Source organism: Sphingomonas sp. FG14 (assembly GCF_057809675.1).
Map to the genome: position 1 here is coordinate 297,205 of NZ_JBMDKK010000001.1, position 13,228 is coordinate 310,432.

12 protein-coding genes and 1 tRNA gene are annotated in these 13,228 nt (G+C 64.9%); 5 read left to right on the forward strand and 8 right to left on the reverse strand.

Annotation, left to right across the window (positions count from 1 at the left end; translation table 11 throughout):
• Positions 1-60 precede the first annotated feature (60 nt).
• The gene (locus tag ACODTA_RS01440; protein ID WP_489064023.1) at positions 61-1,665 is read right to left on the reverse strand and encodes an inorganic phosphate transporter; all 1,605 of its coding nucleotides are present in this window, start codon (positions 1,663-1,665) and stop codon (positions 61-63) included.
• A 191-nt stretch (positions 1,666-1,856) separates the two neighbouring features.
• On the opposite strand from ACODTA_RS01440, the gene ACODTA_RS01445 reads away from it, so the two are divergent.
• Complete coding sequence (locus ACODTA_RS01445) at positions 1,857-2,009, forward strand: hypothetical protein (protein WP_489064024.1); 153 nt, start codon at positions 1,857-1,859, stop codon at positions 2,007-2,009.
• Positions 2,010-2,240: 231 nt separating this feature from the next.
• Positions 2,241-3,164, forward strand: a complete 924-nt coding sequence (locus tag ACODTA_RS01450) for a hypothetical protein (RefSeq protein ID WP_489064025.1) — start codon at positions 2,241-2,243, stop codon at positions 3,162-3,164.
• Between the two features lie 13 nt (positions 3,165-3,177).
• On the opposite strand, the gene ACODTA_RS01455 is transcribed toward ACODTA_RS01450, so the two are convergent.
• The 5 genes from ACODTA_RS01455 to ACODTA_RS01475 form a co-directional block, all read right to left on the reverse strand.
• Positions 3,178-3,253, reverse strand: a tRNA-Val gene (locus ACODTA_RS01455).
• A 141-nt stretch (positions 3,254-3,394) separates the two neighbouring features.
• The gene (locus ACODTA_RS01460; RefSeq protein ID WP_489064026.1) at positions 3,395-4,075 is read right to left on the reverse strand and encodes a murein L,D-transpeptidase catalytic domain family protein; all 681 of its coding nucleotides are present in this window, start codon (positions 4,073-4,075) and stop codon (positions 3,395-3,397) included.
• A 103-nt stretch (positions 4,076-4,178) separates the two neighbouring features.
• The gene (locus tag ACODTA_RS01465) at positions 4,179-4,481 is read right to left on the reverse strand and encodes a hypothetical protein (RefSeq protein ID WP_489064027.1); all 303 of its coding nucleotides are present in this window, start codon (positions 4,479-4,481) and stop codon (positions 4,179-4,181) included.
• A gap of 2 nt (positions 4,482-4,483) precedes the next feature.
• On the reverse strand, positions 4,484-5,965 hold the full coding sequence (locus ACODTA_RS01470) for a L,D-transpeptidase family protein (protein WP_489064028.1): 1,482 nt from the start codon (positions 5,963-5,965) through the stop codon (positions 4,484-4,486).
• A 109-nt stretch (positions 5,966-6,074) separates the two neighbouring features.
• On the reverse strand, positions 6,075-8,180 hold the full coding sequence (locus tag ACODTA_RS01475) for a TonB-dependent receptor plug domain-containing protein (protein ID WP_489064029.1): 2,106 nt from the start codon (positions 8,178-8,180) through the stop codon (positions 6,075-6,077).
• A 111-nt stretch (positions 8,181-8,291) separates the two neighbouring features.
• Here ACODTA_RS01475 and ACODTA_RS01480 point away from each other — a divergent pair, with 111 nt between their 5' ends.
• A complete protein-coding gene (locus tag ACODTA_RS01480; RefSeq protein WP_489064030.1) occupies positions 8,292-8,810 on the forward strand; it encodes a homogentisate 1,2-dioxygenase in 519 nt (172 codons plus the stop codon).
• Between the two features lie 8 nt (positions 8,811-8,818).
• On the forward strand, positions 8,819-9,829 hold the full coding sequence (locus tag ACODTA_RS01485; RefSeq protein ID WP_489064031.1) for a cytochrome-c peroxidase: 1,011 nt from the start codon (positions 8,819-8,821) through the stop codon (positions 9,827-9,829).
• On the opposite strand, the gene ACODTA_RS01490 is transcribed toward ACODTA_RS01485, so the two are convergent.
• A complete protein-coding gene (locus ACODTA_RS01490; RefSeq protein WP_489064032.1) occupies positions 9,802-10,200 on the reverse strand; it encodes a winged helix-turn-helix domain-containing protein in 399 nt (132 codons plus the stop codon). The two genes, ACODTA_RS01485 and ACODTA_RS01490, sit on opposite strands and share 28 nt — an antisense overlap.
• A gap of 82 nt (positions 10,201-10,282) precedes the next feature.
• Entirely contained in the window at positions 10,283-10,915 is a 633-nt protein-coding gene (locus ACODTA_RS01495; RefSeq protein WP_489064033.1) for a TetR/AcrR family transcriptional regulator, read from the reverse strand.
• 110 nt (positions 10,916-11,025) lie between these two features.
• On the opposite strand from ACODTA_RS01495, the gene ACODTA_RS01500 reads away from it, so the two are divergent.
• Complete coding sequence (locus ACODTA_RS01500) at positions 11,026-13,227, forward strand: TonB-dependent receptor (protein WP_489064034.1); 2,202 nt, start codon at positions 11,026-11,028, stop codon at positions 13,225-13,227.
• Position 13,228 lies beyond the last annotated feature (1 nt).

The following is a 13,228-nucleotide window of genomic DNA, read 5'->3' on the forward strand; positions in this document are numbered from 1 at the left end:
GATATCCGGGGCGGATCCCGGACATCCCGATCTCGCTCGGGCAGAGCGTGCCGATCGGTTCTAGATGATCAGCGAGAAGATCATGTAGAGCCCGCCCGCGAGCATGATCGACATGGGCAGCGTCAGCACCCAGGCCATCAGCATGTTGCGGATCGTGCTCATCTGCAGGCCTGATCCGTTCGCCGCCATGGTGCCTGCGACGCCCGATGAAAGGACGTGGGTAGTGGATACGGGGAGGCCCAGCATGTCGGCGCTGGCAATCGTGCCCATCGCGACCAACTCGGCGGACGCGCCCTGCGCGTACGTCAGGTGCGATTTGCCGATCTTCTCGCCGACGGTGACGACGATCCGCTTCCAGCCGACCATCGTGCCCAGGCCGAGCGCGAAGGCGACGGCGATCTTCACCCAGGTCGGGATGAAACGCGTGCCCGCGTCGAGCGAAGCCTTGTAGGTTGAGAGCGTCTTGACGCCGGCCTCGGGCACCACTGCCGTCTTTTCCTTGCCCAGCCGCTTGATGGCTTCGGAGGCGAGATACATGTCGTTGCGGATATTGCCGACCGCAGCCGCCGGGATACGCGTGAAGGAACCGTGATCCATGACCTGCTTGTCGACATCGCCGATCAGCGTGGCCAGCGCGGGGATCGTGTCGGGGCTCAGCGTCTTTTCCGAGATATAGCTGGTCACCATCCGTCGCGCTTCGGCCGGTGCCGGCGCATCGACGGGGCGACCGCCAAGCGCGCTCGCGGCCGCGACCGAATTGCTGTGGAATTCCGCGGTATATTGCGCCGGCACCGCGCGATTGAGCGCGTAGGCGGTGGGCACGGTACCGATCAGGATCAGCATGATCAGGCCCATGCCCTTCTGCCCGTCATTCGATCCGTGCGCGAAGCTGACGCCGGTGCAGGTGAAGATCAGCAGCGCGCGGATCCAAAGCGGCGGTGGGACGCCATCCTTAGGCTCCTGATACAGCGCCGCATTACGGATCAGCAGCTTCATCGCGATGAAGAGCAGCGCGGCGACGCCGAAGCCGATGAGCGGCGACAATAGCAGCGCCTGGCCGATCTCGGTCGCCTTGGTCCAGTCGACGCCCGAAGTTCCGCTTTTGCCGTGCAGCATGGCGTTGGCGACCCCGACGCCGATGATCGAACCGATCAGCGTGTGGGAACTGGATGACGGGATACCTAGCCACCAAGTCGCGAGATTCCAGACGATCGCGGCGATCAACAGCGCGAACACCATCGCGAAGCCGGCATTGGAGCCGACCTGCAAGATCAGTTCGACGGGCAGCAGCGAGACGATACCGAACGCGACAGCGCCGGTGGACAGCAGCACGCCCAGGAAATTGAAGAATCCGGACCAGACCACGGCGACATTGGCGGGCATGGCATTGGTGTAGATCACCGTCGCGACCGCATTGGCGGTGTCATGAAAGCCGTTCACGAACTCAAAGCCCAGCGCGATGAGCAGTGCGACGAACAGCAGGATGAAGGGGAGATACGTGGTGGCGTGCACGCCGACCGCGCTGGCATCGGCATAGATGCTATAGGCGACATAGAGAAGCGCGGCGATAATCGCCGCGCCGAAACCGATATTGCCGATCTGCCCCAGCCCCTTGTCGAGATTGGGCCGTGCGAAATGTCCGTCTGCGGTCGTGCTGGCATTCATCGGTGCCGGGCCCCTTCTTGGTCGAGGATGACGGCCTAGGCGCGTTATGTGACAGGTGCGTGGCGACAGGAGATTGATCCGGAATGGAGCGGGTGGCTTCACTCCGCGCGGCATGGGCTTAAATGCGGGATATGAAGCGATCCGGAATATCCGTTGCGGGCGAGCCGCGTGCCTATTCAGCCGCGGAGGGCGTGGCCTGGCTGTCTTCGGCACGAGGGCCGCTGACGCGGGCGCTGAGCCTGAGCGAAATCCTCGATTTCCGGGGCGATCTGCCTCAGCGGATCGCTGCCGCCCTGGTCGAACTCGATGCGCTGGAGCAACGCCTGCGCGAGCATGGACTGTAGCCGCGCAAGCCAATATATCCGTTCCGGAGGAATTGCGGGTGAGCCATGTGCCGGCCGTGGCCAGCACCGGTCCCGCCTGGAACAGTGACGATGAGCGGGGGATATCGGGGAACTGGTTCCATTCGCTCCATTTTGGAGGTTTCGCGGCTTTGATCCATCCGGTTCGGCTGCGATTTGCGATATGGGGCGAACCGGGCAAACCGGACCCTCGGGGGTCGACAGGAGGACGATTTGAGCGACGGGGGTGCCGGCTCGGCCGCGTATGAGGTGCGGGCCAATGTGCTGATCCTGGGCGAGAATGCGCTCGCGACCGCGGCGGCCTTGGCGGCCGTGCACGCGGCCGGATATCATGCCGATGGTCCGCTCGACCATGAACGGGGTTCCGCGTTGATCGCGGAGGGCGGGCAGCGCCTGATCGTGCTGGCGGCCGCGGCTGAAGATGGTCCCGCGCTCGATGTCCTGCTTGCGGAAATGGATCAGGCGGGGGCGCATGGGCGTTGCCGTGGGCTCGTCATACTGGCGCCGGATATGATCGATCGTGTCGCGGCGGCGATCTCGCATCCTGCGATCGAACTGCTCTGTGATCCGACGCCGGTCGAGATCGCGGGCGCGCTCGCGCTCCATCTGGCGCGGCCGCGCCGGGTCGCCGATCTGTCGGGAGACGATACTAGGCGGCTGCGCGATCTGAGCGAGGAGGTGGGGCGGATCGCCCAGGCGCTTGCTTCACTGTCGGAAGAGACGCAGGCCGGGCAGGGGTTGCGTGAGCGCCAGCGCGGCTATGAGGTGGAACCGCTATCATATGAAGGCGGCATGGTGACGGCGGACGATGTCCGCCGCCTCATCCGCGCCCGACGGATGCGCGCGCGCTTCTTCGATAGCGAGCTGTTCGCCGATCCGGCCTGGGACATGCTTCTCGATCTGGCTGCGGCGCGACTGGAGGGTGGATCGGTTGCGGTATCGAGCCTGTGCATCGCGGCGGCGGTGCCGCCAACCACGGCATTGCGCTGGATCCGGATGATGAGCGACCAGGGAATATTCGTGCGGTCGGCTGATCCGATGGATGGCCGCCGTGTCTTCATCGGGCTTTCCGATCGTGTGGCCCGCGCCATGAACGCCTATTTTTCCGCCGTGAAGGAAGCGGGCCTGCTGGCGTGAATGCGGGAAATCCTGGTGGGCGCTGACGGGCTCGAACCGCCGACCCTCTCGGTGTAAACGAGATGCTCTACCAACTGAGCTAAGCGCCCCAGGGATTTTCCCCATGCCAGCGGCATGGCTGCGGAGCAAGCCATCGCTCCCGGATAAGTCGTTCTTTTTGGCCTAGGGCGATCTGTAGCTCGAAGGAATCATCGCGTGGCTCGCAAATCGCGGCAAACCGACGGTATGTTCTAGACCTTGTCGGCGTAGAGGAGCCGGCCCGGCCCCAGCATGCCCAGAACCTGCGGCAGCATGTGCGGCGCGACGGCGAAACACCCTTCGCTGCGGCCGAGTTTGCCCCAGGTCGCGATCTGGTTTTCGCTTACATAATCGGCGCCATGGATCACGATCGCGCGGGACTCAGCGTTGTTGTTGCGCGAATCGAGCCCGATGAGCCGCATCGCGGCACCATGGACGCCATGATAGATTTCACCGGTCTTGTAAGCGCCATCGGATGTCGCGAGCGATCCGGGCTCGTTCGAGAAGCTGCGGAGCCAGCCCGAATGTTCGGGGTCCGAGCCGCGACCATGGGCGACCAGGTAAGAATTGGCTTGGCCGCTGACGAGGTCGACAATGTGAAAGCGCAACGTGCGCGAGGCCATGCTGAAATCTGCGATCGCGACGCGATCGCGCAATGCGAAGGTGTCGGCATGCGTGTCTAGCATCGCACGCGCGCGGTCGAGCAGGCGGGCATAGGGCTTGTCGGCAACGCCCGGTGTGCGCACCGAGGGCGGCGCCCATGACGAGAGCGGCGCGGGTTGCGTGCCCTTGGCTGCGGTCAGGTCTTCAGGTTCGGCGCGCGTAACCGATGGCGGCAGGACGGCGATGCCCAGCCCGGTCAACGCAAGCCTGGAAAAGGTGCGGCGGTCCATATGCAAGATATAGTATCAAAATTCGGCTTCGCCAATTCCCCGGCCGGCGACGATGCGCCGGGCCGGGGCTGGTCAGAGCCGATTGACGCGTGGGCTTCGCGGCTTACCGCGCGGCGGCTTCGTTAGCGACAGGCGCTTCGGTGTCGTTGCGCGGCAGGCGGGCCGTCAGGCCTGTGGCGTCGGCATCGTCGTGCATCTGCTGATCTTCGGTGAAGGCCGGCGGCGGCGCGGCGGGCGCCACTTCGTTCACGACATTCTCGGGCGGCAGAGTTTCGTTCACCGGCGCTAGGTCTTCCGGCATCTCGACGACATTGTTTTCGACCGCGGGCGCTTCGGGTTCCTTGCTGCCGCAGGCAGCGAGCGAGAGCGTGGCCGCCGCGGCGGTCAGAAGCAGAACGATACGCATGGTTATTTCCCCTTGGATGCAACGGCAATGGTGGCCGCACGGCGGCTGGATGCTTCGATCTTTCCGGCCAGCAGCTTGTCCCAGCCATAGGGATCGGCGCGGAAGTTCATCGCGCCGTTGCCGCTGGCAAAGGCCGTCCAGTAAAGCAGATAGACCGCGACCCGATTGGGCAACTGGACACGCTGGGTCTTGCCCGTATCGATCGTGGCCTGGATTTGTCCGCCGAACTTCGGATCATCCTTCATCATCAGCTCGGCGAGCGGAATCGGCTTTTCGAGACGGACGCAGCCATGGCTGGCAAGCCGGTCATAGCTTGAGAATTTCGTGCGCAATGGCGTGTCGTGTAGATAGACCGCGAACGGATTGTCGAAGTCGAACTTGAGTTGTCCCAATGCACTGTTCGGCCCGGCGGGCTGGACGATGCGTTCGCCCGTCTGCGGCGTGCCGACGATCTTGTATCCCTGGCGCAATAGCGTGGCACGGCCCTTGGGCCACAATTCGCGCTTGGCGATCGAGCTCGGCACATTCCATGGCGGATTGAGCACGATCGAATGAATGCTGGAAACGAGCATCGGCGTCTCGTTGCCCGGGCTGCCGGTGACGGCGCGCATCGACGCGACGGGCGCATCGCCCTCGAACACCGTCAGCACGGCGGCGGCGATGTTCACCTGGACGCGATTGACCGGCAGTTCGCGCGGCAACCAGCGCCAGCGCTCCATATTCGCCATGATCGCGGCGATCCGGTCGGCGACCGGCACGTTGAGCGCGGCGAGCGTGCGCGCATCGAGCTGGCCCGTGGGGTTGAGGCCGTAACGCCGCTGCGCGCGCTGGATCGCGTCGGCCAGCTTCTCGGTCGCGGTGACGCTTTTGTCCTCGATCAGCAGCCGATCGCGCACCGCTGCCGGGGCGGAGGCGGCGACAAGCTTGGGCCAGCCACCGGCGTCACGGATTTTCTCGTAATTGGAAAGGCCGGCCTTCAGCCCCTCATAACCGGCATAGGGCGGGGTGAGATCGGTCGCCCATTGCGGCAGGCGATCGGCGGCCACCGCGGCGGCGAAGGCGGGCAGGGGATCGTAAGCTGCGGGGCGCAGCGCCCAGATTTCGAGGAAGTCGCCGGTATCGACGCGGCCGACATGCAGGGCGCGAGCGCGATCGAGCGCCGCGCGTACCAGTGCTTCGCCGACCGGCGCCTGCTGTTTAGCGGCGCTCGCGGTCAATCCGTGCTCCGCGCCGTCGCCCAGCCAGTCTGTCAGCCAGGCAGCCTGAGCCGGCGACAGGGTCGGCAACGGCATGACAGGCGCGACGGGCGTCACCACCGGAGGCGTGACGCGTTGCGCGGCCGGCGCGGCAGGCGGAGCGGGTGGCCCGCCCGGTTGGCCCGGCACAAGCTGCGTCGGCGCCGATTGCGCGAAAACGGGACCCGCCAGCGCGATCGCCGGCAGGATGGCGGTACTCAGGGTACGAAGGACACTATGGTTACGCATGGGCGCACAGATAGCGCGTCTCGCGGCCCGATCAAATCGGGATTTGAAGGAAATTCGGTGCAACGTCGGAGCCGGGAGGTCCATTGGTCCCCCCGGCGCGCCGTTAGGGTCAATATCGGGCGCGAATGCTGGCGAACAGCGTGCGGCCCGGCTCGGGGAAGCCATCGGCCAGCACGTACTTGGTGTCGAACAGGTTGCGGCCGCCCACGCCCAGGGTGATCCGTGATGTGATCGCATAATCGATCCGCAGTCCAGCGGTCACATAGCTGCCGGTATCGTAATAGACGGGCGCGAGGCCATTGGCCGATGCTGGCGTCACGGTGGTGCGGTCCGACGCGAATTCAAGGTTCGGCACGATCTCCAGCCCGTCGATCGGTTTCCATGACAGCCAGGCGAAGCCCTTGTGGTCGGGCACGTCGGTCAGGCGGAACGGCCGGATGAGCCCGCCGGTGGGCGGCGTGCCGACATCGAAGCTGCGATGGATGTAGCTGTAGTTGATGCCGATCTGCAGCGCTGGGCTCAGCTCGGCGTCGATCGCGAGTTCGCCGCCATAATAATCGGCCGAGCCGTAATTTTCGCGGCGATTGAGATTGGCGGGGGTACGCACCGACACCAGCGCATCGTCAAGCTTGCTGTAGAAGATCGCGGCGGATGCGCGGATGATGCCGAAGCGGTGCTCGCCGCCCAGCTCGACGGTGGTTGCGCGCTCGGGCCTCAGGTCCGGATTGGCTTCGGCCGTCCCGAACTGGCTGCTGAACCGTTCGAACAAGGTCGGGAAACGCACGCGCGAGGAGACGCTGAGATGCGCCGCCGCGCCAGAATTGCTCCGCCAGTCGAGCCGTCCCTGAGCGTTCCAGGCGCCGGCATTGCGCAGCGGATAGCTGTAAAGGCGGTTGGCGCCGGTCTGGCCCAGCGGCACGCCATATTCCTCCGCGGCATCCAGGTCTCGCCAGTCATAGCTTGCGCCGACCGTCAGGCTGAGCGCCTCGTTGAACGCGTAGCGATTTTCCGCCGCGATGCTCCAGGTCCGTTCGATGCTGGTCTGTTCCGGTTCGGGCACGCTTGTGGGCAGGCCCGGCCGGCTGGTCTGCGATTCATTGTGCTCGTCGCGGCGATAGTGGAAGGCCAGGCTGAATGTGTCGGCCGGGGTCAGCGCCACCGCCAGTTCGGCGGATCCACCATAGGCATTGTCGTCATAAGGGCTGTCGAACGCGCGCCCCAGGATCTGCGTGGTCTGTGTGCGATCGTCGAACGAGCGCAGCATGTTATCGAGTTTGTTGTAATAGGCGCGCGTCTTCAGCCTCGCCTTGTCGCCGAGCGCTGTGGTCGACAGGAAATAGATGCTTTCGATGTTCCAATAGGGCCACGCCCAGTTGCGCAGGCTGACATTGCTGGTGTCGGTCAGGTGCAGGGGCGCGTTCTTCGAACCTTCCTGCCGTGTATAGCTGATCGCATATTCGTCGGTGGCATTGGGGGTGAAGCCGATCTTGGCGTTGACGCGCCAATCCTCGGTACGGCTGAAATCGCGTTCGCCGCCATTTTCGTTGACGGTGGGCGTGAAGCTGCCCGCGAGATCCCAATGATCCTGGAAATTGCGCGCGAAGCTGGCCTGCGCGTACCAGCGCTCCTGACGCGTGCCGACCAGTCCGAACACGGTATAGCCGTTATAGTCGGCGCCGCGGCCGAGGTTGAGCACGCCGCGCGCCTCCGCCTCGAAAGCCTTTGTCGGCTTGCGCGTCACCAGATTGACCGCGCCGCCCATCGCGCCGGGGCCGTCGAGCACCGAGGCATAGCCCTTGGCGACCTGGATCTCGGCGATGTCCGGGGTCAGGAACCGGCCATAGTCCAGCCGGTTGTCGGCGGGCAGGTAGACGCGGATGCCGTCGATCGACAGCGGCACCTGGAACCGGTCGAAGCCGCGCACGAACAGCAGGCGTTCGTTGCGCGATCCGCCGCTGTTGCCGGCGGTGACGCCGGGGATCAGGTTCGCCGCATCGTCGAGCGAATTGCGGTTGAAGGTCTCGATCGCCTCTTGCCCCAGCGTATGGATGCCGATCGCCAATTCTTGAGGGGGTTGACCGTCGGGCCGCTGGCCGGTGACGATGATCTGGCCGAGTTCGAAGCTGCCATTCGAGGACTCCGCCTCGTCCTGGGCCAAGGCTGGCGAAGCGAACAGGGCTGCGGCGCAGCTCGAAACAAACGAGATGGTGCGCATGCGGACTCCCTTTCGTGGCGTCGATTGCCGACCTTCGGGGCGCCGTATATGGTGAGATATAGTTCGCTGTATATAGCGGAATATCGTGTTCCGATCCGGAGGCCCAAGATCATGAAATCCATGTCGGCGATCGTCGCGGCGATGTTGCTCTCCGCCAGCCCGGCCGTTGCGCAGAAGGCGGAGCCTTCATGCCCGGCCGATGCCGCGCCGCTACCCGCCGAACTGGCCGGTTGGGCCGGGCGTGCCGGTCTTGCCGCCGCCGTCGATCCCGCTGCACTCGACACGGCGATGCTTGCCATCGGCAAGGGCGCCGATCTTTCGCTCCAGCCGACGCCCAGCGTGCGCTACGCGGTGCGTCCCGAAAATCCAGGTGGCTCGGTCAGCCATGGCGGGCTTGTCGGCTTTGCCGTCGATCGGGCTGGCACCTATCGGGTGGCGATCGGATCGGCTGCCTGGATCGACGTGGTGCGGGCTGGCACGGCGGCGGTGTCGGTCGCCCATGGTCGCGGCCCCGCCTGTTCGGGCATCCGCAAGATGGTCGATTTTGTGCTCGAGCCCGGGCGTTATGTGTTGCAAATCGCGGGCAATGGCGGGCCGAGTCTGCCGGTCATGATCGCACGCCTGCCCTGATTACGCGGGTGAAGCGCGGTGGAAGGCTGTGGCTGGCGGTCGCCGGGCTGCTACTCGGCGCCGCCATTGCCGGACCGCCGCATTGGCCTTGGCCCGAGGGGCGCCCCGCGCCGCGCGTGCCGGCGGGCAATGCGATGAGTGCGGCAAAGGTCGAGCTTGGCCGCAGACTGTTCTACGACGCCGATCTTTCGATCGACGGCAGCATGGCGTGCGCGACCTGCCATGTGCAGCGCCGCGCCTTTGCCGACGGCAACACCACGCATCCGGGCGTCCATGGCGATCCGGGGCGGCGCAACGTGCCCGGCCTCGCCAATGTCGCCTGGGCGAAAAGCCTGACCTGGGGCGATCCGCGCGTGCGGACGCTGGAGGCGCAGGTGCTGATCCCGGTGACCGGCCTGTCGCCGGTCGAGATGGGCATGAACGGCAAGGAAGGCGAGATCGCGATGCGGCTGCGCCGCGATGCCTGTTATGTTCGCATGTTCCGCGATGCCTTTCCCGAAGTGGACGGCCGGATCGACATGGCGGGCGTGGCGAAAGCGCTCGCGGCGTTCCAGCGCACGATGATCTCCAACCAGTCGTCCTATGATCGATGGCGGAGCGGGGCACACGATGCCTTGAGTGAGATCCAGCAGCAGGGGGAAAAGGCGTTCGCCAGGCGCTGCGCTGCCTGCCATGCCGGACCGGACCTGAGCGACGGGCGGTTCCATCGGATCGAGCCAGGTGCAAGTGATCCGGAAGCAGGTGACCCGGGGGTGGGCGAAATCACCGGGCGTGCCGCCGACATCGGCCGTTTCCGGACCCCGGGGCTGCGCAACGTCGCGCTGACCGCGCCCTATCTCCATGACGGCAGCGCGCCGACCATCACGGCTGCGATCGATCGTCACGCCGGTATCTCGCATCGGCTGGATGCTGCGGATCGACGGGCGATCGAGGCGTTTCTTGATGCGTTGACCGATCGCGCCTTCACCGGTGACCGGCGCCTGTCGCTGCCTCAGTCCGCCTGCGGGGTGGCGCTGTGATGCTTCGCGTCCAGCGGAGCCGCGCGCAGCAGCGCCGATAGCTGCGCGAAGGACTCGCCCGACGCGACGGATTCGAACTGATGCTCGATCGCGCGATAAAGGCGCAAAACCTCGTGGCCGCAGGGTGTGAGCCGCGCGCCGCGATTGCGGGCGCCGCCGGAAATGGTCTCCACCAGCCGTTCGGACCAGCAACGGTTCATCGCATCGACAAGCAGCCAGGTGCGGCGATAGCTCATGCCCATCGCCTGGCCGGCGCGCGAGATGGATCCTTCTCGCTCGATCGCTTCCAGCAGATCGGCCTTGCCCGGGCCCATCGCGATCTCGTCGCCGCAATAGAGCTGCGCCTTGAGTTTCAGGGGGCCGATCTGCATCCGGATTGTCCTGCGTTGAACGGTGATGTCGCACCGATCTTTTCCAGATAGCGCGGCTTTCCGCGCGATCAATCGGCTTCGGTCAGGCCCGGAGGCGGGCGATCACGCCGCGCACATAATCGCGCATATTCTGCGCCATCGAGATCGACCCACCGCTCAGCAGCCATTGCAGCCGCAAACCGTCGATCACGGCGGTCATGTTGACCGCTTCGGCGGCGGGATCGAGATCGGCGCGCAGGTCGCCTGCCCGCGCGGCATCTGCGAACGCGGTCTCCAGCATGGTGCGGAACCGCTCGTAACGCGCGACGAAATAGCGGTTCACTTCCGAATCTTCCTGCAGGTGCTCGGCCGAAAGCGTGACGTCGAGTGCGGTGAGCAGCGGATCGGCTTCCAGATCAGCGCCGAACTCCGCCATGCGCTCGATCAGCGGCAGACCCTGTGCGGTCTGCACCTTTTCCAGCGCTTCGTCCTGTTCGCGGTCGCCCTCCGCCACCACTGCAAGCAGCAGATGGTTCTTGCTGGGGAAATGATAGAGCAGGCCGGCGTCCGTCAACTCGGCCTCCTGTGCGATCGCAGCCAGGCTCGCCCCCTTGAAGCCATTTTGGGCGAACAGACGGCGCGCCGCGGCGAGCACCGCCGCGCGCCGTGCGCGGCCGCGCGACTGGCGGGTCCCGGGCGGGGCGCTGCTCGCCATCTTGCTCTGCTTTTCGCTCATGGAATTGGCTCTTGCACATATTTCTAGTGACTGCTAGCAATTCAAAAACCTAGTGATCACAAGGAATATGAGAATCACGGGGCTGCGGGGCGGATGAGGGGAGGGCAGCAATGAACCGGTATCTTCTGTGCGGGACCATGTTGAGCGCGTTCGCCGCCGCGTCTGCTTCGGCGCAGACGGCGCCTGCGGAGACTGAGGACAGCGCGGGGCTGAGCGAGATCGTCGTCACCGCGCAGAAGCGGAGCGAGAATCTGCAGGACGTGCCGATCGCGATCAGCGCGGTGGGCGGTGATCGGGTCGACGCGCTTCATGCTACGCGTCTGTCGGACCTGACCGGCGTCGCCCCGAATTTCAGCGTCGAGCGTGCCAATGGCGCTGTCTATATCCGCGGCGTCGGCGGCGGCGGTCGCAATATCGGTTTCGGCGGTCGCGCCGGGGTCTATCTCGACGGCGTCTATATCGGCCAGGTGGCGTCGCTCAATCAGACGCTGCTCGATATCGACCGGATCGAGGTGCTGCGCGGGCCGCAGGGGCATTTGTTCGGGCGCAACACCGTGTCCGGTGCGGTCAACATCGTCACGCGCGCGCCGTCCAACGACTTCGGCGGTGAGATCAGCGGCGGCGTCGGCAACAGCGATTATCGCAGTGTCGGCGTCCAGCTCAACCTGCCCGTGGTCGAAGACAAGATCATGGCCAAGGCGTCGTTCGGTTACGAACGGCGCGACGGATTCACGCGCAATCTCTTCAACGGCGATCGCACGATCGGCTCGCTCGATACCCAGTCCTACCGCTTCGGCGTGCGGCTGAAGCCGACCGAGCGGCTGACGATCGACCTGAGCGCCGATTATATGCGCGACTTCTCGTTCCGTGGCGGGCCGGAGGCGATTTCAGGGCTCACCGGCGGCGGTACGATCGATCCGGGCGCGCCGGCGCCCTTCGAAACCAACACCAACACGCCGCGCTTCAAGCACGCCAAGACCGGCGGCACATCCGCCAATATCGATTATGAGATCGGCGATCATGTGCTGACCTCGATCACGGCCTTTCGCGACAGCCGTCTCGCGATCCAGGCCGACAATGACTATAGTTCCGCCGATTTCATCCATACGCTTTATGTCGACAGGTTTTCGCAGTTCTCGGAGGAATTGCGGATCGCCTCGCCCACCGACGGCCGGCTGCGCTATGTCGCGGGCGTCTTCTACATGGACGAGACGGCCAAGACGCGGCGCACCGCCTTCTGGGGCGTCGCGGCAGGCGCACTGGGGCTAGGCATCCCGCTCAATTCGAGCACGCCATCCTCCGCCAGGATCGGCACCCGATCGATCGCCGCGTTCGGATCGATCGATTTCGACCTGCTGGATCAGCTCACGCTCAATCTGGGTGGGCGCTATACTCATGAGCGGCGCAAGATCCTGTTCAATCTCGACGGATCGAACAGCGGCCTGGTGGGCATCGCTACGCTCAACAATTTCCGCGACCAGGATACGGAGAACCGCTTCACGCCCAGCCTTGGCGTGACGTTCAAGCCCGTCGAGACCGTGAATATCTATGCCAAATACGCCACCGGCTTCAAAAGCGGCGGCTGGAACGTCGATTTCCTCAATCGCAATCAGGTGCGCGACCTGAACGGCGATGGTCGCGCCGATTTCGCCTTCGATACCGAAACCGTCAAATCCTACGAGATCGGGCTGAAGGCGGAGATGTTCGACCGCAGGCTGCGCACCAATCTGGCGGCCTTCATCGCCGATTACGACAATTACCAGATCAACCGATTCTACCTGTTCCCCGGCGGGATCACGGTGATCCAGCTCAGCAACGCGGCCAAGGTCCATACCAAGGGCGTGGAGGCCAGCATCGAGGCGGCGCCGGTGCGCGACCTCAAGCTGACTTTCGATGCGGCCTATATGGATGCCAGCTTCAAATCCTTCCCCGGCGGCGGTGCCGCAGGTGCGGACGCGTCGGGCAACAGGCTGCCTTTTTCTCCCAAATGGTCGGGCAGCGTATCCGCCGAATATGGTCTGGACCTGCCGGGAATGGATTCGCGGCTGTCGCTGTTCGGGCAGTATAGCTATCGTTCGCGCACATTCTCGGGCCAGGAGAATCTGGCGAACCAGCGGCTGGAGAACCGCAAGCTCGTCAATGCGCGCATCACCTTCGCGCATATGGGCAGCGGGCTCGAGTTCAGCCTGTGGGGCGTGAACCTCACCAACGATCTGTTCACCGTCAACCGCGCCGCCGATTTCCTCGGTGCCCGCTTCGTCGAGCGCGGCGAGCCGCGCACCTATGGTATCGAGGCGAAATACAGATTCTAGA